Source organism: Hymenobacter sp. BT559 (genome assembly GCF_017571525.1).
Lineage (GTDB): Bacteria > Bacteroidota > Bacteroidia > Cytophagales > Hymenobacteraceae > Hymenobacter > Hymenobacter ginsengisoli.
Genome location: NZ_JAGETY010000002.1, coordinates 386,601 through 409,231 on the forward strand (window position 1 = coordinate 386,601; position 22,631 = coordinate 409,231).

General features: G+C 59.7%; 17 protein-coding genes. 14 read left to right on the forward strand and 3 right to left on the reverse strand.

Annotated elements, in window-relative coordinates; translation table 11 throughout:
* Positions 1 to 66 precede the first annotated feature (66 nt).
* The 8 genes from leuC (at position 67) to ilvA (ending at position 10,130) form a co-directional block, all read left to right on the forward strand.
* Complete coding sequence (gene leuC, locus J4D99_RS04270) at positions 67 to 1,458, forward strand: 3-isopropylmalate dehydratase large subunit (protein WP_208130468.1); 1,392 nt, start codon at positions 67 to 69, stop codon at positions 1,456 to 1,458.
* Positions 1,458 to 2,054 (forward strand): 3-isopropylmalate dehydratase small subunit, encoded by a 597-nt coding sequence (gene leuD, locus J4D99_RS04275; protein ID WP_208130469.1) that lies wholly within the window; start codon positions 1,458 to 1,460, stop codon positions 2,052 to 2,054. Before leuC ends, leuD begins: the two co-directional genes overlap by 1 nt.
* Entirely contained in the window at positions 2,048 to 3,163 is a 1,116-nt protein-coding gene (leuB, locus tag J4D99_RS04280; protein ID WP_370551396.1) for a 3-isopropylmalate dehydrogenase, read from the forward strand. Before leuD ends, leuB begins: the two co-directional genes overlap by 7 nt.
* A 205-nt stretch (positions 3,164 to 3,368) precedes the next feature.
* On the forward strand, positions 3,369 to 5,090 hold the full coding sequence (gene ilvD / locus J4D99_RS04285) for a dihydroxy-acid dehydratase (RefSeq protein ID WP_208130471.1): 1,722 nt from the start codon (positions 3,369 to 3,371) through the stop codon (positions 5,088 to 5,090).
* Positions 5,053 to 6,798, forward strand: a complete 1,746-nt coding sequence (gene ilvB, locus J4D99_RS04290) for a biosynthetic-type acetolactate synthase large subunit (RefSeq protein ID WP_208130472.1) — start codon at positions 5,053 to 5,055, stop codon at positions 6,796 to 6,798. The genes ilvD and ilvB overlap by 38 nt, the downstream gene beginning before the upstream one ends.
* A gap of 148 nt (positions 6,799 to 6,946) precedes the next feature.
* Positions 6,947 to 7,537, forward strand: a complete 591-nt coding sequence (gene ilvN / locus J4D99_RS04295; RefSeq protein WP_208130473.1) for an acetolactate synthase small subunit — start codon at positions 6,947 to 6,949, stop codon at positions 7,535 to 7,537.
* A 93-nt stretch (positions 7,538 to 7,630) separates the two neighbouring features.
* A complete protein-coding gene (gene ilvC / locus J4D99_RS04300; protein ID WP_208130474.1) occupies positions 7,631 to 8,692 on the forward strand; it encodes a ketol-acid reductoisomerase in 1,062 nt (353 codons plus the stop codon).
* Between the two features lie 163 nt (positions 8,693 to 8,855).
* The gene (ilvA, locus tag J4D99_RS04305; RefSeq protein WP_208130475.1) at positions 8,856 to 10,130 is read left to right on the forward strand and encodes a threonine ammonia-lyase IlvA; all 1,275 of its coding nucleotides are present in this window, start codon (positions 8,856 to 8,858) and stop codon (positions 10,128 to 10,130) included.
* 80 nt (positions 10,131 to 10,210) lie between these two features.
* On the opposite strand, the gene J4D99_RS04310 is transcribed toward ilvA, so the two are convergent.
* Together J4D99_RS04310 and J4D99_RS04315 are read right to left on the reverse strand one after the other, a co-directional pair.
* A complete protein-coding gene (locus tag J4D99_RS04310) occupies positions 10,211 to 12,256 on the reverse strand; it encodes a cellulase family glycosylhydrolase (RefSeq protein ID WP_208130476.1) in 2,046 nt (681 codons plus the stop codon).
* A gap of 184 nt (positions 12,257 to 12,440) precedes the next feature.
* A complete protein-coding gene (locus tag J4D99_RS04315) occupies positions 12,441 to 14,354 on the reverse strand; it encodes a right-handed parallel beta-helix repeat-containing protein (RefSeq protein WP_208130477.1) in 1,914 nt (637 codons plus the stop codon).
* Between the two features lie 119 nt (positions 14,355 to 14,473).
* Here J4D99_RS04315 and pyrG point away from each other — a divergent pair, with 119 nt between their 5' ends.
* The 3 genes from pyrG (at position 14,474) to J4D99_RS04330 (ending at position 18,720) form a co-directional block, all read left to right on the forward strand.
* Positions 14,474 to 16,126, forward strand: a complete 1,653-nt coding sequence (pyrG, locus tag J4D99_RS04320; protein WP_208130478.1) for a CTP synthase — start codon at positions 14,474 to 14,476, stop codon at positions 16,124 to 16,126.
* Between the two features lie 180 nt (positions 16,127 to 16,306).
* A complete protein-coding gene (gene yidC, locus J4D99_RS04325) occupies positions 16,307 to 18,091 on the forward strand; it encodes a membrane protein insertase YidC (protein ID WP_208130479.1) in 1,785 nt (594 codons plus the stop codon).
* Between the two features lie 137 nt (positions 18,092 to 18,228).
* Positions 18,229 to 18,720: a DUF6438 domain-containing protein gene (locus J4D99_RS04330; protein WP_208130480.1), complete on the forward strand. Its 492-nt coding sequence runs from the start codon at positions 18,229 to 18,231 to the stop codon at positions 18,718 to 18,720.
* Positions 18,721 to 18,787: 67 nt separating this feature from the next.
* Here the strand turns inward: J4D99_RS04330 and J4D99_RS04335 are convergent, their stop codons facing one another.
* Entirely contained in the window at positions 18,788 to 20,476 is a 1,689-nt protein-coding gene (locus tag J4D99_RS04335) for an ABC transporter substrate-binding protein (protein ID WP_208130481.1), read from the reverse strand.
* 72 nt (positions 20,477 to 20,548) lie between these two features.
* On the opposite strand from J4D99_RS04335, the gene J4D99_RS04340 reads away from it, so the two are divergent.
* The 3 genes from J4D99_RS04340 to J4D99_RS04350 all read left to right on the forward strand — a co-directional run bounded on the left by J4D99_RS04340 (position 20,549) and on the right by J4D99_RS04350 (position 22,535).
* Positions 20,549 to 21,235 (forward strand): metal-dependent hydrolase, encoded by a 687-nt coding sequence (locus J4D99_RS04340; protein WP_208130482.1) that lies wholly within the window; start codon positions 20,549 to 20,551, stop codon positions 21,233 to 21,235.
* Between the two features lie 192 nt (positions 21,236 to 21,427).
* Positions 21,428 to 22,237 (forward strand): ParA family protein, encoded by an 810-nt coding sequence (locus J4D99_RS04345; protein WP_208130483.1) that lies wholly within the window; start codon positions 21,428 to 21,430, stop codon positions 22,235 to 22,237.
* 25 nt (positions 22,238 to 22,262) lie between these two features.
* Positions 22,263 to 22,535, forward strand: a complete 273-nt coding sequence (locus J4D99_RS04350; protein ID WP_208130484.1) for a hypothetical protein — start codon at positions 22,263 to 22,265, stop codon at positions 22,533 to 22,535.
* The last annotated feature ends 96 nt before the right edge of the window (positions 22,536 to 22,631 follow it).

Consider the following 22,631-nt stretch of genomic DNA (forward strand, 5'->3'; position numbering starts at 1 on the left):
TCGTTTCCTTAGCCCGTTGGCCGATTTGCTACTCCGATTTATTACTAGCTATCCTATCTCTACCCAATGCCCCGGCCCTTATTCGATAAAATCTGGGATGCCCACGTTGTTCGCTCGCTCGACGCGCTCGACGTGGTCTACATCGACCGCCACCTCATTCACGAAGTCACTAGCCCCCAAGCGTTTGACGAGCTAGCCGCGCGCGGCCTGGAGTTATTCCGCCCTAGCCAGATTCTGGCCACGGCCGACCACAACGTACCGACCCTCAACCAACACCTGCCCATTGCGGAGCCCCTCTCTCGCTCGCAGGTGGATAAGCTGACGGAGAATTGCCAGAAATACGGTATTGAGCTCTACGGCCTGGGCCATGAGCGCCAGGGCATTGTGCACGTGATTGGGCCCGAGCTGGGCCTCACGCAGCCCGGCCTGACCATGGTGTGCGGCGACAGCCACACCTCTACGCACGGCGCATTTGGCGCGGTGGCGTTCGGTATTGGCACTAGCCAAGTGGCGCAGGTAATGGCCTCGCAGTGCCTGCTGCTGAGCCGGCCCAAGCGCATGCGCATTTCGGTAGAAGGCGAGCTGCGGCCCGGCGTTACGGCGAAGGATTTGATTTTGTATATCATCGCGCAGCTCGGCACGGGCGGGGCCACGGGCCACTTCGTGGAGTATGCGGGCAGCGCCGTGCGCAGCCTCAGCATGGAAGGCCGCATGACCGTCTGCAACATGAGCATCGAGATGGGCGCCCGCGGTGGCCTCATCGCCCCCGATGCCACCACGTTTGCCTACGTGGCGGGACGGCCCTTCGCGCCGCAAGGTGCGGCTTGGGACGACGCGGTGGCCTATTGGCAAACGCTGTACTCGGACGAGGACGCGGTATTCGACACCGAGTTTACGTACGATGCGGCGGCCATCACGCCCATGATTACCTACGGCACCAACCCCGGCATGGGCATCGCCATCACCGGCCACGTGCCGAATGAGGTGCCCGCCGCCGAAGCCGAGAGCTTCGACAAGTCGCTCAAGTACATGGGCTTCGAGCGCGGCGAGTCGCTATTGGGCAAGCAGATTGATTACGTGTTTATTGGCAGCTGCACCAACTCGCGTATCGAAGACCTGCGCGCCGTAGCCGCCTACGTGGCCGGCAAGCAGAAGGCCGAGCACGTAGCCGCCTTCATTGTGCCCGGCTCCAAGCAGGTTGAGCAGCAGGCTATTGCCGAGGGCATCGACAAGATTTTTGCCGCTGCGGGCTTCGAGCTGCGTGAGCCCGGTTGCAGTGCTTGCCTGGCCATGAACGAGGACAAGATTCCGGCGGGTGCCTACTGCGTGGCTACCTCCAACCGCAACTTCGAGGGGCGGCAAGGGCCCGGCTCGCGCACGCTGCTGGCTAGCCCCCTGGTGGCAGCCATCACGGCCGTGCAGGGCCGCATAGTGGACATTACGCAGTACTTGAACTAATGGAAAAATTTCAGACCCTGCGCACTTCCGGCGTGCCACTGCCGCTGGAAAACATTGATACCGACCAGATTATTCCGGCGCGCTTTCTGAAAGCGACCACCCGCGAAGGCTTCGGCACCAACCTCTTCTGCGACTGGCGCTACAACGCCGACGGCTCGCCTAAGCCGGAATTTGTGCTGAACGACCCGCGCTACCAGGGCCAGATTTTGGTAGCCGGCAAAAACTTTGGCTGCGGCAGCAGCCGCGAGCACGCCGCCTGGGCCCTGTACGATGCCGGTTTTCGGGCGGTGATTTCGAGCTATTTCGCCGATATTTTTCGGGGTAATGCCTTGAACACCGGCCTTCTGCCGCTGCAAATGAGCGACGAGGTACTAGCCCGCCTGCTGGCTGCCATTGAGGCCGACCCAACGCTGGAGCTGGTAGTCGACCTGCCGGCCCAGACCCTAGCGGTCCCAGCCTGGGGCGAGACATTCAGTTTCGCTATCGACCCCTACAAGAAGGAGTGCCTGATTAACGGCTACGACGACATCGACTTTTTAGTAAATCAAAAATCTGCCATTGCGGCCTTCGAAAAACAACGCGCATGGACATGGTAACCAAGAAAATAGCCTTACTGCCCGGCGATGGCATCGGGCCGGAAGTCTGTCGGCAGGCCGTGAAAGTGCTCGACGCCGTAGCCGAGCGCTTCGGCCACCGGTTTGAGTTCACCTCACACCTCGTGGGCGCCTGCGCCATCGACGCTACTGGCAACCCGCTGCCTGACGAGACCCTAGCCGCCTGCCGCGCCTCCGACGCGGTGCTTTTCGGCGCCATCGGCGACCCGAAATATGACAACGACCCCACCGCCAAAGTGCGCCCCGAACAAGGCCTGCTGCGCATGCGCAAGGAACTGGGTTTGTTTGCCAACATCCGCCCCGTGACCGCCTACAAGGCACTGCTGAAGCACTCGCCGCTGAAGTCGGACCGCATCGAAGGCACTGACCTCGTGATTTTCCGGGAGCTGACGGGCGGCATCTACTTCGGCGGGAAAGGCCGGATGGCTGATGGCTCTGCTTACGACCACTGCACGTACTCACGAGTTGAGATTGAGCGCATTGCTCACTTGGCGTTTCAGTCGGCTGCCGGCCGCCGCCAGCACCTCACGCTCGTGGATAAGGCTAACGTACTGGAAACCTCACGCTTGTGGCGCGAAGTAGTGCGTGAGATTGCCTCGCAATACCCCGAAGTGGAGGTTGATTATCTGTTCGTGGACAACGCCGCGATGCAGATTATCACCAACCCCCGGCAGTTTGACGTGATGCTGACCGAGAACATGTTCGGCGATATTATCTCGGACGAAGCTTCGGTCATTGCTGGCTCGATGGGCCTACTGCCCTCCGCCTCGGTGGGTGCCGAAGTGGCGGTGTTTGAGCCCATCCACGGCTCGTACCCCCAGGCCAAGGGCAAAGGCATTGCCAACCCGCTGGCCGCCATCCTCTCGGCCGCCATGTTGCTCGAACACCTGGGCCTAGCGGCTGAGGCCGAGCTGGTGCGCGAAGCGGTGGACGAAGCCTTGACCAACCAGATTCTAACGCCCGAACTGAACGCTACGGCTCCTTACACTACCGAGCAGGTGGGTAGCTACGTGGCCTTCTGGATTGCCGACTCGAATGAGCAGCAGTGGAATGCCCACAACATTGCGGTGGGCGTGAGTACGATTATCTAAGATTACCAAATTCATCACCCATGTGCGGACTCGCTGAGTCTGCGCTACTGCCAGCCTTGCGCCCCTTCCTGCTAGTCATTTCCGTGGTCTTTATTCCTACCCTCGCGGGCTAGCAGGTACTTCTTACGCCAAAGAAAACCTTCCTAGCCCGCCGGCAGGAAGGTTTTTTTAGGGCCAAATCGTTCTTTTTTCCCGAATTAACACCATGACGCTCAATAAATTCAGCCGCATCTACACCCAAGACGACAGCTTGCCGGCTTCGCAGGCCATGCTCATCGGCGCGGGCTTGTCGGATGCGGATTTGCGCAAGCCGTTTGTGGGCATCTGCTCCACGGGCTTCGAGGGCAACACCTGCAACATGCACCTCGACGGGCTAGCCGACGAGGTGAAGCGCGGCGTGGCCGCCCAGGGGCTGGTGGGGTTGCGCTTCAATACCATCGGCGTGAGCGACGGGATTACGAACGGCAACGCGGGTATGCGCTTTTCGCTGGTGTCGCGGGAGATAATTGCCGATTCGATTGAGGCCATGGCCGGCGCGCACTACTACGATGCCCTAGCCACGGTGGTGGGCTGCGACAAGAACATGCCCGGCGCACTCATCGCCATGGCGCGGCTGAATAGACCGTCGCTGATGGTGTATGGCGGCACCATCCGGGGCGGCGAGTTTAAGGGGCAGCAGCTCAATATTGTCTCGTGCTTTGAGGCCTACGGCAAGAAGGTAAACGGGCAGATTTCGGAGGAAGACTACCAAGGCATCATCCACAATGCCTGCCCTGGGCCGGGCGCCTGCGGCGGCATGTACACGGCCAATACGATGGCCGCGGCCATCGAAACGCTGGGTATGACAGTACCCGCCTCGTCGTCGCTGCCCGCCGAAAGCAGCGCTAAGGTGCAGGAGTGCCTCGACACGGGCGCCTACCTGCGCCGCCTGCTGGAGCTAGACTTGAAGCCGCGCGACATCCTAACCCGTGCGGCGTTTGAGAATGCGATGGTCATTATCACGGTGCTCGGCGGCTCGACCAATGCGGTGCTGCACCTCATCGCCATTGCCCACGCGGCGGGTGTGCCCCTCACCATGGAAGACTTCCAGGCCGTGAGCAACCGCGTACCGGTGCTAGCCGACCTCAAGCCCAGCGGCAAATATCTTATGGAGGACTTGTCGAAAATCGGTGGGGTGCCCGCCGTGCAGCGCACGCTGCTCGACTACGGCCTGCTGAATGGCGACTTGATGACCGTGACCGGCCGCACCCTGGCCGAAAACCTGGCCGATGTGCAGCCGCTAGGCCCCGAGCAGGACCTGCTGCGCCCGCTCAGCAACCCCATCAAGGCCGACGGGCACATTCAAATGCTGTATGGCAACCTCGCTACCAAAGGCGGTGTGGCCAAAATTACGGGCAAGGAAGGCCTACGGTTCGAAGGGCCGGCCATCGTGTTCAACTCGGAAGAAGAACTAAACCAAGGTATTACCGACCACAAAATTCAGCCCGGGCAGGTGGTGGTGATTCGCTACGTGGGGCCCAAGGGCGGACCGGGCATGCCCGAAATGCTGAAGCCGACCTCGGCCATCATGGGCGCGGGCCTCGGCGACAAAGTGGCCCTGATAACCGACGGCCGCTTTTCGGGCGGCACCCACGGCTTCGTGATAGGGCACGTCTGCCCCGAGGCGTTCGACGGCGGCGGCATTGCGCTGGTGCAAGACGGCGACTGGATAGTGCTAGATGCCAGCACCAATACCATGGACGTGCGCCTCTCCGACGACGAACTGGCGGCCCGCCGCGCTGCCTGGCGCCGCCCGCCGCTGCCCGCCCGGCAGGGCGTGCTGCTCAAGTATATCCGCACCGTGAGCGACGCCAGCCACGGCTGCATCACCGATTTACTCGAAGAAGATTATGTCCGCGAACCCGCTCTCAGCCCAGCCCACCGCTAGCCCGGTCGCCCCGGGTCTTGCGCCCACCACCGGCGCGGTAGCCACGCTGCAAGCGCTGGTGGCCGAGGGCGTAGATACCGTTTTTGGCTACCCCGGCGGGGCCATCATTCCGATTTACGACGCGCTCTACGACTTCAAGGACCAACTCAACCACGTGCTGGTGCGCCACGAGCAGGGCGGCATTCACGCGGCGCAGGGCTACGCGCGCAGCTCGGGCCGGGTGGGCGTGGCGCTGGCCACGAGCGGGCCCGGCGCTACCAACCTCGTGACGGGGCTAGCCGACGCGCTCATCGACAGCACGCCGCTGGTGTGCATTACGGGCCAGGTGTTTGCGCACTTGCTGGGCACCGATGCGTTTCAGGAGACGGACATTATCAACATCACGACGCCCGTCACGAAGTGGAACTACCAAGTAACCAGAGCCGAAGAGATACCTGAGGCGCTAGCCAAGGCCTTCTATATTGCGCGCAGCGGCCGGCCCGGCCCGGTGTTGGTAGATATTACCAAAAATGCGCAGATGCAGACCTTCGAGGCGCTCGCCTACGAGCCGTGCACGCACATCCGTAGCTACCGGCCCGCGCCGGTGGTGCGCAAGGAGTATATCGAGCAAGCGGCGGCCCTGATTAACAGCGCCAAGCGGCCGTTCATTCTCTGGGGGCAGGGCGTGGTGCTTGGCCAGGCCGAGCGCGAATTTCAGGAATTTGTGGAGAAAAGCGGCATCCCAGCCGCCTGGACTATCCTGGGCGTGGGGGCCCTAGCCACCGGCCACCCGCTGAACGTGGGTATGCTGGGCATGCACGGCAACTACGGCCCCAACGTGCTCACCAACGAGTGCGACGTGCTGATTGCCATTGGCATGCGCTTCGACGACCGCGTGACTGGCCGCCTCGATAAGTACGCCAAGCAGGCGCAGGTAGTGCACCTCGATATCGACCCCACCGAGATTGATAAGAACGTGAAAACCACCGTACCGGTGTGGGGCGACTGTAAGGAAACCCTGCCCCTGCTCACGGCCTTGGTTGAGCGCAAAACCCACGAAGCCTGGCTAGCCCGCTTTAATGACTACACCGCGCAGGAAGTGGACGCCGTGATTCGGGAGGAGCTGTTTCCGACCTCGGAGGAGCTGACAATGGGCGAGGTGCTGCAACAGCTCAACGAAATCACGGGTGGTGAGGCCGTTATCGTGTCCGACGTGGGCCAGCATCAGATGGTGGCCTGCCGCTACGCGCTGCAAAACCAGTCGCGCAGCCACGTTACGAGCGGCGGGCTGGGCACCATGGGCTTTGCGCTGCCAGCCGCCATTGGGGCCAAGTTTGGCGCGCCGCACCGGCCGGTGGTAGCCGTGATTGGCGATGGCGGCTTCCAGATGACGATTCAGGAGCTGGGTACCATCATGCAGACGGGTGTGGATGTTAAAATCCTCATCCTCAACAATCAGTTTCTGGGCATGGTGCGGCAGTGGCAGGAGCTGTTTCACCAGCGGCGCTACTCGTTTGTAGATATCCAAAGCCCTGACTACGTGGCCGTAGCCGCCGGCTACCGCATTGCCGGCCAGCGGGTGGACGACCGCGCCGAATTGCGCCCGGCGCTGGAGAAAATGCTGGCGTACCCTGGTTCCTTTCTGCTCGAAGTGATGGTGACCAAGGAAAATAACATCTTCCCGATGGTGCCGCAGGGGTGCAGCGTGGCAGAAATCCGGCTGCGGTAAATAAGCTTCCGCTAGCCCTCCCCACTTGCCGTTGCGAGGAGGAACGACGAAGTAATCGCATCAGCACGTCACCCCAACGTCATCGTTCAGATGCGATTGCTTCGCAGGCTAGGCTCGCAATGACAGACGATTTAACAAGCCCTAAAGCATGGAACGCCAAGAATATAACATCACCGCGTACACCGAAAACCAGGTGGGTTTGCTCAATCGCATTGCCATCATCTTTTCACGCCGCAAAATCAATATTGAGAGCCTCAACGTGTCGCCCTCGGAAATTGAAGGCATCCACCGCTTCAACATCGTGATTGTGGAAACGGAGGAAGTAGTGCACAAGCTGGCCAAGCAAATCGAGAAGCAGGTGGAGGTGCTGAAAGTGTACTTCAACCCCAACCAGGACGTGATTTGGCAGGAGATGGCACTCTACAAAGTGCCGACCGACGTGATTGCCGAAAAAGTGCTCGTGGAGCGCCTGCTGCGCGAAAACGGGGCTAGGGCCGTGGTTATTCGCAAAGACTACACGGTGTTTGAAACCACCGGCCACCGCGAGGAAACCGACAGCCTGATTAAGGCTTTGCAGCCCTACGGGCTGATTGAGTTTGTGCGCTCGGCGCGCATTGCCATCATCAAGGCTAGCGACGGCTTTCACAGCAAGCTCCAGGAGTTTGAGCGCCGCGAACCGAGCGAGGAAGTGGCCGAAAACGAGTTTTTAAACGACCGCGAACAGGTCTTTACCATGTAGCGCGGACTTTCAGTCCGCGAGTTTAACCGATTTTTCACAACACCTTTTTCAACCACTTTGCGGACTAAAAGTCCGCGCTACACCCCAACCCGTATGGCAACCATCAACTTCGGCGGCGTACCCGAAACCGTTATCACCCGCGATGAATTTCCGCTACAAAAGGCGCTCGAATTTCTGAAAGATGAAACCATCGCCGTAATCGGCTACGGGGTGCAGGGCCCCGGCCAGGCGCTGAACATGCGCGATAACGGCTTCCACGTAATTGTGGGCCAGCGCGAGGGCACGCCTTCGTGGGAGCGCGCCCTCAAGGATGGCTGGGTGCCAGGCGAGTCGCTCTTCAGCATCGAGGAGGCGGCCGACAAGGGCACCATCATCTGCAACCTACTGAGCGATGCCGGCCAAATCGCGCTGTGGCCGACGCTCCAGAAATACCTCACGCCGGGCAAGACGCTGTACTTCTCGCACGGCTTCGGCATCACGTTTAATGACCAGACGGGCATTGTGCCCAGCAAGGATATCGACGTGATTTTGGTGGCACCCAAGGGCAGCGGCACCAGCCTGCGCCGCTTGTTTGTAGCCGGCGGTGGCCTGAACTCGTCGTTTGCCGTGTACCAGGATGCCAGCGGCAAAGCCTGGGAAAAAGCCATCGCAATGGGCATCGGCGTGGGCTCGGGCTACCTGTTTGAAACCGATTTCAAGCGCGAAGTATACTCCGACCTCACCGGCGAGCGTGGCGTGCTGATGGGGGCCCTAGCCGGCATTATCGAAGCCCAGTACCAGGTGCTGCGCCAGCGCGGCCACTCGCCTTCGGAGGCCTTCAACGAAACCGTGGAGGAACTCACCCAGAGCCTCGTACCGCTGGTGGGCGAAAACGGCATGGATTGGATGTTTGGCAACTGCTCGGTGACCGCCCAGCGCGGCGCCCTCGACTGGAAAGGCAAGTTCCGCGACGCAACTCTGCCCGTGCTCAACGACCTTTACGACAGCGTAGCTAGCGGCGCCGAAGCCCGCCGCACCATCGAGCGCGGCAGCACGCCCAACTACCGCCAGGAGCTGGAAGCCGAGCTGAAAGAAGTACGCGACTCGGAGCTGTGGCAGACCGGCGCCACCGTGCGCGAGCTGCGCTCGCGCACGAGTGAGAGCGTGGAGGCATAAATCATCCAGTTATTCTCTCTAAAAGCCCGTCATGCTGAGCTTGTCGAAGCACCTCTATTACGCCGCTAGGGTCGCTGACCCAAGGAAGCGGTAGAGATGCTTCGGCAAGCTCAGCATGACGGGCTTTTTTATTTAAAAGCTAGTCCCACTAGCCCCAACCCCTATGCCCGACCTAGAAGCCCCGGCGGCCACCGCCGTTACCCTAGCCAACGTCGAGGCCGCCGCGCGCCGCCTCAAAGGCGTCATTACCAAGACGCCCCTCATGCAAAACCTGGGGCTCTCGCGCAACTACGATGCGACTATTCTGCTCAAGCGCGAGGACTTGCAGGTGGTGCGTTCGTATAAAATCAGGGGGGCTTACAACAAGATTGCGACGCTGCCCACTACCGTGCCGGGCCGCCAGATAGTGTGCGCCAGCGCGGGCAACCACGCCCAGGGGGTGGCCTACGCCTGCCAGCTACTGGGCCTGCAAGGCGACATTTTCATGCCCGCCCAAACGCCGGCCCAGAAGGTGGACAAGGTGCGCCTCTTCGGCAAAGACATGGTGACGGTGCACCTCACCGGCCGCACCTTCGACGATTGCTACCACGCGGCGCAGGCCTTCTGCGATGCGCGCGGCAGCACCTTCGTGCACCCGTTTGATGACCTGGCCATTGTGGAAGGGCAGGCCACGGTGGGCCTGGAAATTCTAAAAGCAGCTCACGATGCGCCAATTGATTTTTGCTTTATGCCCATCGGCGGGGGCGGGCTGGCATCGGGGCTAGCCAGCGTATTTCGGCAATTGAGCCCACATACCAAGCTCATTGGGGTGCAGCCGCTAGGGGCACCCAGCATGCACGACGCCCTGGCAGCCGGGCAGCGGCAGGCGCTGGCCAGCCTCGATACCTTCGTGGATGGCGCGGCCGTGAAGTGCCCCGGCGAGCTGACGTTCGAGATTTGCCAGGCGCTACTCGATGAAGTGCACCTCGTGCCCGAAGGCCAGGTGTGCGAAGACCTGCTGAAGATGTACAACGAGGAAGGTATGGTACTGGAGCCCGCGGGCACCCTAGCCATCTCGGCCCTGCACGCCTACGCCGACCAAATTCGGGGCAAAACAGTGGTGTGCATCGTCAGCGGCTCCAACAACGACATCACCCGCATGGAGGACATTAAGGAGCGCGCCCAGCGCCACCAGGGCCTCAAGCACTACTTTATGGTGCGCTTCAACCAAGCGCCCGGGGCGTTGCGCCGCTTCGTAAACAACGTGCTGGCCGAGGGCGAGGACATCATTCAATTTCAATACATTAAGAAGAATAACAAGGAGAAAGGCCCCGTTTTTATCGGGGTAGAAGTGCAGCAGCGCGGCGACGAGGCGGGCATTATGGCGCGCATGGCGGCCGAGGGCTTTGGCTTTGAATACCTTAATGGGCAACAGGATTTTCTGAGCCTGCTGGTGTGAGCACTTGCTCTCTTCAGCAACTAAAAAAGTCTGTCATGCTGAGCTTACTCAGCATAACAGACTTTTTTAGTTGCTAGCCCCTACTCCTTCGTCACCTTAAACGACTGGGTGAAGTCGGCGCCCGTGAGGCGCACCACATAGAGGCCGGTGGCTAGCCCCGAGGCGTCGAACACGTTCTGGGCGCCCGTGTTGCCGTAGCTGCGGGTGAATACGGTGCGGCCGGTGGCATCGGCGATGGTCAAGGTGTGGGCCTTGGTGCCGGTCGGCAAGGAGTAAGTGAGCAGCCCAACTACCGGGTTGGGATAAGCCACGAAGTCGGCGGCTGGGGCGGGGCCGGCGGCTAGGGTGCTGGCCACGCGGGCAGTGCCTACCACGCTGTAGCTAAAGGCTTCCCAGCCCGAGATGGACATGCGGGTGCAGGTCATAGCCTGCGTGCCATTTTCGCTCGAGATGTAGCGACCGTTGTAGCCCCCCAGGCTGATAGTGCCGTCGGCATTTACAATCCAGTCGAACGCCTCCCACCAGCCGGCACTAGTGCGGTTGGCGGTGATGGCCTGGGTGCCGTTTTCGCTCGACACGTACATATTCATCGACCGCAGATACACCTTGCCATTGCCAGCGTCGAGCACCGAAAACTGCTCCCAGGTGCCGGCCGTGGCGCGAGTGCAGGTCATGGCCTGGGTGCCGTTTTCGCCCGATACGTACTTGCCGTTGCTCACGGCCTTGAGGGTGATAACGCTGCCGATGGGCGCGCGGGTATTGCGCACCGCGCCCCCGGAATTGGGCGCCACGGCAGTAAGCGTGCTTGAGTTCGACACGCAGTTGGCAAACTTGATGTTTTGCAGCACGGCCGGAATATTGCCCGCGCCATCGAGAAGATAAGGCGGGTTGATGTGAAACAGGGCCGCGTTCGAGCCACTATCAAAGCGCTTGAAGGTCCAGTGGCAGTAGCCGATGCCAACGCTATTGAGGCCGTTGGCCGCATCGGCCATCCATTGAGCCGAGTTTTCGCCCGTTTCGCCCACCCAGATGGGCACATTGTTATCGGAGCGGAAGCGCGTCAGGTTGCCAATCAGGCGCAGGCTGTTGGGGTTGTTGCTATCTACTGAGGTGGGGTTGTTGTCAATTTCGTAGCCTGTGCCGCTGTAGCGATGCGAGTTGTACACCAGGTTGGCCGTATTGGTGAAGGTGCGCTTCTCCATCCAGTTAAAGTCATTACCAAAGCCGTTGCCTTCCAGCAAGATGAGGTGATTATCACCGTTAGCCCGGATGGTGTTGATGAGGCGTTGCATCACGTCGTGCAGGCGCTGGTTTCCGTTTTGCGTGCTGGTGTTCGGGATGTTGTTGGGCTCGTTGATGACGTCATACATAGCCACGCGCGGGTCGCCCTTGTAGCGGTTCGAGATGGTGCTCCACAGTAGGTTCGTGACGTCCTGGTTTATCTGGTTGTTCCAGAAGTCGTTGCCGCCCTGCACCAAGGCGTCGGGCGGGGTCATGTCGCTGCCTTGGGCGCCCGGCACGGCGTGCAGGTCGAGCACCACGTACATGCCATTGGCGCCGCACCAACTCAGTACTTCGTCAATCAGCCGAATGCCTTCCTGCTGGGTGGGGTCAGTAAAGAGCTGATTGTTAGCATACCAGCTACGCAGCGAGTTCAAGTAATCGCCGTAGCTGGTGCTGCCCTTGCTCACGCCGGTACGCACGGCCCGCTGGCTAGCCGTCAAAAACAGCTCGTAGTGCAGCGGCAGGCGCACGCAGTTGAAGCCCTTGTCCTTAAGGTAGTCGATGTCGGCCTTCGTGATGAAGTTGTCGCGCCACTGTTGGTAAAAGCTCTCCACCTGGCTGTCGCTCTGGCCCTGGCTGTAGAGGTAGTTTTTGGTGGCGCCCTGGGTGGCGCCGTAGCCGGGCTTCAGCATGTAGCCCTCCTGGATTTGCCAGCCGCCGAGGTTCACGCCTTTCAAGATAACTTCCTGGTTGCTGGCATTGATAATTTTGGGACCGCTGGCTTGCAAAAAGCTCTGGGCTAGGGTCGTGTACCAGCCGAGGCTAGCCACTAAGAAGGTAAGGCCAGCCAGCAGGCGCTGCGCCAGCACGCGCACAGCGGCGCGGCCAATAAAATTGGGCATAAGGGTGGGAAAAGAAGGTGGAAAAGGACTAGTACTACCCGCAAACGTTTGCAGGCACTACTACCCAATACTACACTCCAGCTGCCCTTCCCCCTTAGTGCTTGGCAGAAAATATTTTTATGCCGCTGTTCTTCGTTCTTTCCCAGCGCTAATTCCTTGAAAAACCGCGCCGTTAAGAACTCAGCTAGCTTGGGCGTCGGCCCTTAATGGCTTTGGGGGCTAGCTGTAACCGGCCGCGCCCTACAGTAGCTACGGGTGTGGCCGGATTGACATAGAAGTAAGCGCCGTCTTCCACTACTAGCTGGCCAGCAATTGTCACTTTAGTATGTGCATCTACTTCCAGCGAAGCACCCTTTTTAATAACCAAGCGGGAAGTGGGCCCAATGTAAAGCTCAGTTACTGTCCAGCCCAGGTCTTTTATAAGTAGCGCATTACCAGGCCCGACGATGACACTAGCCGAGTCGCGGGTGCGGGCCGGGCCGCGCCCGATATCGAGGCCGGCTACTACATGATAGGCGCAATTGCTGGCTAGCAGTTGCAGGCTGCCCGGCGCGCGCACCACCGTCGAGCCCGAAGCTGCCCCGTTGCCTAGCGTCATGCGGGTATAGTGCTGGCTAGTGCGATGCGGGCCATCGCGAAACGTATTAACGCCCGTAAAAACAGCCCCTTGCAGGTTATCATAAGAGCCTTGCGTAGGCTGCGTATAGTCATATAGAAACGTGCAGCGCCGCAAATGAAAAAAGCTGGCCGTATCGGGGGCACCTCCATCGCTCGGCTTGCTCACAATCGCCCAGATGAGGTAGCTATAGTTACCGACGAATCGGCAATCAGTAAAACTCATGTAGCGGGCCGCCGCATCCGAGTGCAGCGTAAAAATGCCGTAGGGCGGCTGGCCATGGTAAGGCTTGTCCTCGAAAGTGCAGCCCACAAACCGCGTAGCATCGGCAGGGCGTGCCGCACGGCAACCGTGCACAAATGCCCCATAAATCCGGCAATTCTGAAATAGAAAGCCTGGCTGCGTTACCCAAGCCGACCAGTTGGTAGTCCCCCAAATCAAGCTATTGACTACCAATATATTCTTCATAGTTTCGGTACGGCTGCCTACGCGGTCCGCTACAATTCCTTGGCCCGCATTGTCCACAAACTGGCAGTTGTCGAAGCGCACATTGGTTACAAAACCATCTTGTGGCTCAAGGTCTACGCCCGCGCCGGGCGCCGAAAAAAGCGCCTTACCCAGCGATTGCACCTGCACTCGGCCGGTATGATTGAAGCGACAATTACTAGCTCGCAAGCCATTGACGCCCGTAATCGACAGGCCCTGCCGGCCATTATAATTAAAGGTCGAGTTTTCAAGTAGAATACCTTCTTGTTCCGGGCTGTCCAGGCTCTTAGCCAAGTGATTGAGTATCTGAATACCGTCGCGCCCAAAGTGGTGCACGGCCAGCCTGCGAAATGTGATATGCCGCGAGTCAGATATGAAAATACCATCGGCTGGCAGTTGAATGCCCGTATCGCCCCAATGCCCCCCCACCAGGAGGTTCGCGCTATTTCCATCTAGGTCCAAACCACTAAGCACCACATTATCACATTTTAGCAGCCCAAGAAAATTACCCGCACGCATGGCGTAGCTATGGTCTGTAAAAAAGGCCGTTGGCGCCTCATAGGGTTTATGCGTAGCCGGGTCGAAAGAACCGTAGCGCAGGTCGCTAGCGTAGCGTATTTTGGTGTTAGCACTATCCGCCCCTTCGATAGTGAGGTTGCGACAGCCCACCAGTTGAAAGGTGATGCCGCTAGTACCAGGTACATCCTGCTGGCCTACCAAATAAGTGCCCTTCGGAATAGTAAGTATGGCGCGGCTCGCGCCAGCTGGTGTTTGCGCCCGCTGATTAAAAAAATCGGCCGCTTTGCTAAACGCCGCGTTATCATTGGTACGGCCATCGCCCACAGCCCCAAAATCTTTTTTCAGGTCTTTGCGCAAGACGGTGGCGGTGGCTTGGCTGTAGGCCGAATAGCTGGCCAGCAGCATCCACACACAGCTTAATAGCGCGCGCCCAAGCGGCAGTACGCAGCAGTAGGAGGTTTTATTAGCTTGCTTCATAAGTAGGCTCCTTAACTCTAGCAACATCGCAAATAGTACGGCTAAGCGCAAAAATAGGCCCCTAGCTGCCGGGTATGTCGGGCAGCTAGGGGCTGCACACCGTACCTTTGTCCCCCGTCATGCCTGAACGCTCCATCCCCTCCCCCACAGCGTCGGCCGCGAAGTATATCTTCGTCACCGGCGGCGTCACCTCCTCACTCGGTAAAGGAATTATCTCCGCCTCGCTAGCCAAGCTTTTGCAGGCCAGGGGTTTCCGGGTCACCATCCAGAAGTTTGACCCCTACATCAACATCGACCCCGGCACGCTCAATCCCTACGAGCACGGCGAGTGCTATGTGACCGACGACGGGGCCGAAACCGACTTGGACTTAGGTCATTACGAGCGCTTTCTGAACGCGCCAACCTCGCAGGCCAACAACGTAACTACCGGCCGTATCTACGACACCGTGATTCGGCGTGAGCGCGAAGGTGCTTTCCTGGGCAAGACCGTGCAGGTGGTGCCCCACATCACCGACGAGATAAAGCGCCGCATGCTGCTGCTAGGCCAGGGCGGCGAGTTTGACGTGGTGATAACCGAAATAGGCGGCTGCATCGGCGACATCGAGAGCCTGCCCTTTGTGGAGGCCGTGCGCCAGCTGCGCTGGGAGCTGCCGCCCCACGACTCGCTCGTCATTCACCTCACCCTGCTGCCCTACCTGGCGGCAGCCGGCGAGCTGAAGACCAAGCCCACCCAACACTCGGTGCGTGACCTGCGCGAGGCCGGCTTGCAGCCCGACATTTTGGTGTGCCGCTCCGAGCACCCCATTCCGGCCGAGATGCGTCGCAAGATTGCGTTGTTCTGCAACGTCAAAATCAACTCCGTTATCGAGAGCCTCGACGCCGACAGCATCTATTCGGTGCCGCTGCTCATGCTCAAGGAAGAGCTTGACGCCCGCGTTATTGCCAAGCTGCGCCTGCAAGGCGGCCACACTCCCGACCTGGAGGAATGGAAGGAGTTTTTGGGCAGGCTCAAGAACCCGACCGAAGAAGTGACCATTGCGCTGGTAGGCAAGTACGTGGAGCTGCCCGATGCCTATAAGTCTATTATTGAGGCATTTATTCATGCCGGTGCCTTCAATGAGTGCAAGGTGCGGGTACGCACTATCCAGAGCGAGCACCTCACGCCCGAAAACGCCGTGCAGCAGCTCGAAGGCGTAGATGCCGTGCTGGTAGCGCCGGGCTTCGGCGAGCGCGGCTTTGAGGGCAAAGTGGCCGCCGTGCGCTATGTGCGCGAAAATGGTATTCCCTTCTTCGGCATTTGCCTGGGCATGCAGGTAGCCGTGGTGGAGTATGCGCGCCACGTGCTAGGCCTGCCGCAGGCCAGCTCGACCGAGATGGACCCGCTCACGCCCGACCCGGTTATCGCCCTCATGGCCGACCAGAAGGACATCACCCAGAAGGGCGGCACCATGCGCCTGGGCGCCTATGCGTGCGAGCTAAAGCGCGGCTCCAGGGCTGCCAAGGCCTACGGCCGCAACCTCATCAGCGAGCGCCACCGCCATCGCTATGAGTTTAACGGCGCCTACGCCCAGCAGTTTGAAGACGCAGGCCTGCACCTATCCGGCACCAACCCCGAAACGGGGCTAGTGGAGGTAATCGAGCTGCCCGCCGCGGTGCACCCGTGGTTTGTGGCCGGGCAGTTCCACCCCGAGCTCAAGAGCACCGTGGAAAACCCGCACCCGCTGTTCGTGCGCTTCGTGAAGGCGGCTATCCAGCACAAGAAGGGAATGTAATGCGGAAGTAAAAGCTTCGATAGAACGTCATGCTGAGCTGGTCGAAGCAGCTTGCCCGAGCGACACCCTAGCGGTGCGGGCGAGCTGCTTCGACCAGCTCAGCATGACGTTCTGTTTTATTGCGCATTAACCCTGCCCCGCCCCTCCGTACCTTTGCATTTCGTATTTTTTTTAGTATAAATGGACCGCAACCAAGCGACTGGCCTTTTTCTGATTTCGGCCTTGCTCCTGGTGTACCTGTTTTTCTTTTCGCCCAAAGCCGAGCCCGAGAAAAACAAAGCCCAGGCCCCCACCACCGCCACTACGGCTGCCCAGCCCACCGCCGCGCCCGCGCTAGCCCCCGAGGTGAAGCTCGACTCGGCCGCCGGCCCGGCCCGCAGCCTCGAACTCAAAAATCCCGAGCTCACGCTCACGTTCTCGACCCAGGGCGGCCGCGTGGTGGCCGTGCGCCTGAACAACTATAAGACGTTTTTTGGCAAGCCGCTCGACTTGTTTGACGCGCAAAGCGCGCGCTACAACACCAAGCTGACTACCATTGGTGGCCAGACGGTAGACTTTGCTAGCCTCAATTTCCAGGCCGGTGCGCCTACGGCTACGGCCGATGGCGGCCAGCAGCTGGCTTTCACGGCGCCGGTAGGCGGCGGCACGGTTACGCAAACCTACACGCTGCCCAAAACCGGCTACGAGGTGAAGTATAACCTGAAGCTCAACGGGGTAGCTACGACGCAGCCGCTGGCTTTCAGCTTCGTGGACAACGTGCGCCAGACCGAGCAAGACATCAAGCAGAACCGCAACCACACCACCATCAACCACTACCTGGCCAGCGACGACCACGGCGCCCTAGCCGAGGCTAGCGAGAAGCCCGAGGAAGTGAAAATCACCAGCCCCATCAAGTGGGCAGCCGATAAGCACGACTTCTTCGTGGCCGGCTTCATCGCCGATTCGCAACCCTTCGCCAATGGCACCTTCAACTCGACGGTAAACCTGGCCGACTCGACGTTTATCAAGACGCTGAGCACCACGCTAGCCCTGCCCGCGGCCGACGTGACCAGCCCGGCCGGTGGCCAGTACCGCTTTTTCTTCGGCCCCAACCAGTTTAACCTGCTGAAGGACGTGGCGCCCAATTTCGACCGCAACGTGTACCTGGGCTGGGGCCTGTTCCGGTGGGTAAACCGCTTTGTGGTGCTGCCAGTGTTCAACTTCCTGCAGCAATACATCTCGTCGTATGGCGTGATTATCCTGCTGCTTGTGGTGCTTATTAAGCTCGTAACGTGGCCCTTGACTTATAAGACCTACGAGAGCCAGGCCCGCATGAAAGTACTCAAGCCCGAGCTCGACGAGATTAAGGCCAAGTACCCCGACGACCAGGTGAAGAGCCAGCAGGAGACGATGAAGCTGTACACGCAGTTTGGGGTGTCGCCGCTCAGCGGCTGCGTGCCCACGCTGCTCACGCTGCCCATCCTGTTCGCCATGTTCCAGTTCTTCCCCAACGCGATTGAGCTGCGCCAGCAGCCCTTCCTGTGGGCCCACGACCTGAGCACCTACGACAACCCGATTCTGCTGCCCTTCACGCTGCCGTACCTGGGCAACCACATCAGCCTGTTTACGGTGCTGATGACCATCTCGACGCTCTTCATGACCTACCAGAGCAACCAGATGAATACGGCTGCCATGCAGGGCCCCATGAAGTTCTACAGCTACCTCATGCCGCTGGTGTTCTTCTTCGTGCTGAACAGCTTTGCTGCCGGCCTGACGTGGTACTACCTGGTTTCCAACGTGGTAACCCTAGCCCAGCAGGCGCTCACCCGCTCGTTTGTGGACGACACCAAGATTCGCGCCCAGCTCGAAGCCAACAAGGTGAAGAATAAGGACAAGAAGCCCGGCGGCTTCCAGGCCCGCCTGGCCGAAGCCATGAAAACCGCCCAGGAGCGCGAGGCCCAGGCCAAAAAGCCTGGCAAGGCGTAATATTTTCGGTAATTGCGAAGAAGCGTTCGGTGGTGCCTGGCACTGCCGAACGCTTTTTTGTTGCCGAAGCTGGCCCGGTTTTCGTTTTATAGCTCGGGCCGCACCTTTTCGCCTCGTTTATCCCTAGCCGTTTTTGTATGCGCTATTTGCTTTGGCTCCTTGCTTTTTCGCTAGCCCTGCCCGCCTGCGCCCAGCGCAAACTGCCCCGTAAGGCCAAGCCTGCCACTGCGGTTGCTACGCCGAAAACGCAGGAGCCGGTGCTCGTGTACCAGCGCACCCCCTGCTACGGCCGCTGCCCGGCCTACACGGCCACTGTTTACGCCGATGGCCGCGTCGAATACGACGGACAGCGCTTTGTGCCCCTGCTAGGCAAGCATACCCTGAGCCTACCGCCGGCCCAGGTGGCCGATATGCTGGCTGAAGCCAAGCGCATCAATTTTTCGGCCCTAGCTGACCAATACGCGGGCCATACTACCGACCTGCCAGCTACCCTCATTACGGTGCATCCGGCAGGCCAGCCGCTGCACGCAGTCTACGCCTCCGAGGGTATCCCTGAAAACCTGCAAGGCTACATCAAATACCTTAATAGCCGCCTCGACCCGCTGACCGGCATGAGCGTGGAGAAGTAGCCAGTAGCGCGGACTTTCAGTCCGCGAGGGCTAGCGACTGCTACTACTTGCGGACTGAAAGTCCGCGCTACTCTTTGCGCACGCGCTCCAGCAGCAGTTGGTTCATGGGGTTGGGCGTGAGGCCGCGCACGTTGCGCTGGGTGAGGCGAATTATCTCGTCGTAATAGAGCGAAATAACGGGTTGGTCGCGCACCACTAGCCTATCCATGGCCTGGTAAAGCTCGGTGCGCCGGGCGGCATCCTGCTCCCTGATGGCCTGGGTATACAACCGGTCATATTCGGCTGACTTATAGTGCGTTTTATCGGGCCCGGCGGGGCTGAAATTGGGCGAATAAAACAGTGCTAGGTAGTTCTCGGCATCCGGATAATCACCCAGCCAGCTCTTGCTAAAGAAGGCCGCGCGGCCATTATCCACGAGTTCCTGCTGGGCGGCCGACTGGTTCACGTCAATCTGCACCTGCACGCCCACATCGGCCCAGTTTTTCTGGAGGTACTCGGCCACCGCCTTGCGCTCGGCCACGGTGCTCAACCGCAGCCGCAGCGGGCGGCTAGCCCCGTAGCCAGCAGCTTGCAGCAGCGCCCGCGCCTTTTGGGGCTGGTAGGTGTAGCCGGGTACCCTAGCGGGCGAAAACGACGGCAGCGCCGCCGGCACGAAGCCCGACTCGCCCGGCCGCCCCACGTGGTTGAGCACGTAGGCCAGCATTTCGGGGCGGTTGATAGCGTAGCTCAGGGCCTGGCGCACCCGCACGTCGCGCAGGGCGCGGCCTTGGCTAGCCTGCTCGCCCGTGAGCTTGGCCGAGTCGAGCTGAAAGCCCAGGTACTCGGTGTTGAGGTAAGGTGCTTTCTGCAGGTTGAAGCGCCCCTGAAAGTCGGCCCGCACTGAGCCGTCGGGGTTCAGAATGAGGTCGCGCGAGCCTTCGCGGATGCCGCTCAAAAAGTCCAGCTTGCCTTGCAGAAAGGTCAGGAATTCCGTTTTGCGGTCGGCGATGAAGCTGATAGCCACAGCATCTAGGTATGGCAGTGGGTGGCCTTTAGCATCGGTACGCCAGTAGTCGGGGTTGCGGTGGTAGAGCAGCACGTTGCCCTCATCCCATACCTTGAACTGAAACGGCCCCGTGCCCACCGGGTGCTCGCGAAAGTCCTTGCCGTACTTCTGCACGGCCTCGTGCGGCACCACGTAGGTATAAGGCATCGTGAGCAAGCTCAGAAACGGAATAAACGGCGCCTTGAGGTGAATGCGCAGCGTGGAGTCATTCGCCGCCACGAAGCAGGTGTCACTGATATTACCTTTGCTGTCTTCCAGCACTTTACCCCGAAATATCCAGCCGCCCGGCGAGGCGGTACCGGCGTCGAACAACCGCCGAAAAGAGTACACAAAGTCACTAGCCCCTACCTCGCGGCCTTGCCCCCCGGCAAATGCCTCGCTATTCTGAAATTTTACCCCACGCCGCAACACAAACGTGTACGTGAGTCCATCGGGCGAAATGCTGTAGCGCCGGGCTAGCGCGGGCGCGGGCTGCAAGGTCGAATCCAGCTCCAGCAGGCCGTTGTAGAGCTGCGCCACGGCCCAGCTATTGGCTTGGTTACGGGCAAAGGCGGGGTCGAGCGAGGTGAGCGCCTCGGGCTGGTTGTAGCGAAACACGCGCCGCTCGTCGGCCGCTGAGGGTCCGGCGCCCGAACAGGCTGCCAGCAGCGCCAGGCTAGCCACGGTGGCTAGCCCGGCAAGCCAACGAAAACGCGGGGGAAGTAGAAACATCGGTTTGGGGTGTCGGTTGCAAAGGTAGGGGCCGCGTCGGCCCCGTTTTTTGTTCCTTTTCCCCTCTGTTTTATGCAGCTTACCTATTTCGGCCACGCTAGCTTTCTGCTCACCATCGGCGGTGTGCGCGTGCTGTTTGACCCCTTCATCAGCCCCAACCCCCTAGCCAAGGATATTAATGTCGGGGCCATTCAGGCCGACTACATTCTTATCTCGCACGGCCACGGCGACCACATTGCCGACGCCGAGGCCATTGCCAAGCGCACCGGCGCCAAGATTGTGGCTATCGCCGAGATAGCTGGCTATTTCGGCGCCATGGGCATCGAGGTGATTGGCACCAACCTGGGCGGTAAAGTGGTGCTGCCCTTTGGCACGGTGCACTGCGTGGCGGCGGCCCACAGCTCGTCGTTTCCCGACGGCTCGTATGCCGGCGTAGCCATGGGCTTCGTCATTAAAGCCAATGATGGCCAGCACAAAACGCTGTACTTCGCCGGCGACACGGCCCTCACCTACGACCTCAAGCTCATCGGCGAGCGCCACAAAGTGGATGTGGCCCTGCTGCCCATCGGCGATAACTACACCATGGGCCTCACCGATGCCCTAGTGGCGGCCGACTGGGTCGGCACCCGCGAAATTATCGGCATGCACTATGACACCTTCCCCGTTATCGCCATCAACCACGAGGCGGCCCTGGCCGAGGCTAAAGCTGCTGGCAAAAACCTGCGCCTGCTGCGCATCGGCGAGTCAATAGAGCTGTAGCCTATTGAACGATTGAGAATGAGGAATGAGGAGTTGCCCTAGCCGCAATTCTTCATTCCTCATTCGTCATTCTAACGTATGGCCTTTGGCAAATCCATTTTTTTTAGCCTTATTTTGTAAGTTGAACGACGCCGGTCCCGGCGGGCTTTATTTCCTCCGAATAGGCGTTTTCTTAGTTATATCGTTGTTGTTATGGGCAAAATTATCGCGGTAGCCAACCAGAAGGGCGGCGTCGGCAAAACCACTTCGGCCATCAACCTGGCCGCCTCCCTGGCGGCCCTGGACTACCGCACTCTGCTCGTAGATGCCGACCCGCAGGCCAACGCCACCTCGGGCGTGGGCTTCGACCCCAAGGACATCGAGAACAGCGTGTACGAATGCATGGTCGATGGCATTGATGCCAAAGACATCATTCTGCAAACCAATATCCTGCCTCACCTCGACCTCATGCCCTCGCACATCGACCTGGTGGGTGCCGAGGTGGAAATGATAAACCTGCCCAACCGCGAGGAGAAAATGAAGGAGGCCCTGCGCCCCCTGGCCGACCAGTACGACTTTATCATCATCGACTGCTCGCCCTCGCTAGGCCTCATCACGGTAAATGCCCTCACGGCGGCGCACTCGGTTATCATTCCGGTGCAGTGCGAGTACTTCGCCCTCGAAGGCTTGGGTAAGCTCCTGAATACCATTAAAATTATTCAGAGCCGTCTCAACACCGACCTCGAAATCGAAGGCATCCTGCTCACGATGTATGACGTGCGCCTGCGCCTCAGCAACCAAGTGGTAGAGGAAGTACAGATGCACTTCCAGCAGCTCGTATTCGACACCATCATCCCGCGCAACGTGAAGCTGAGCGAGTCGCCGAGCTTCGGCATCCCGGTCATCTTGCACGATGCCGAGAGCAAAGGCGCCGTAAGCTACCTCAACCTGGCCCGCGAAATTGTGGAAAAAAACAGCGTGGAGGCCCGGCCCGAGGAAGCGCCGGAGGACGAGCTGGCGTAACTGGCTAGGTTAAACTACCCTAGCCATGATTGAGGAGCAAAAAGAGCCTGTCGCTTGGTATCTGCTCATGTATGAGTTAATCGATGCTCAAGATGGAATAGAAAGCCTGCTCCGCGATATGAAGGAGGATAAGGAGTTTAGCGAGATTGAGTTTGGCATTCACATGGCTCATATCTACGGACACTTAAATCGGGCTTGGAACAGGCGAAATGCTACTGACAAACAAATAGATACCTACCCAATGCCTGAGGAATGGAACAGCTTTCCCACTGACTCAGACCTACCCCAACCTTTCTAAATAATTGCAAAAGAGCGTCATGCTGAGCTTGTCGAAGCATCTCTACCGCGCCGCCAGGGTGTCGTTCGGTAGAGATGCTTCGACAAGCTCAGCATG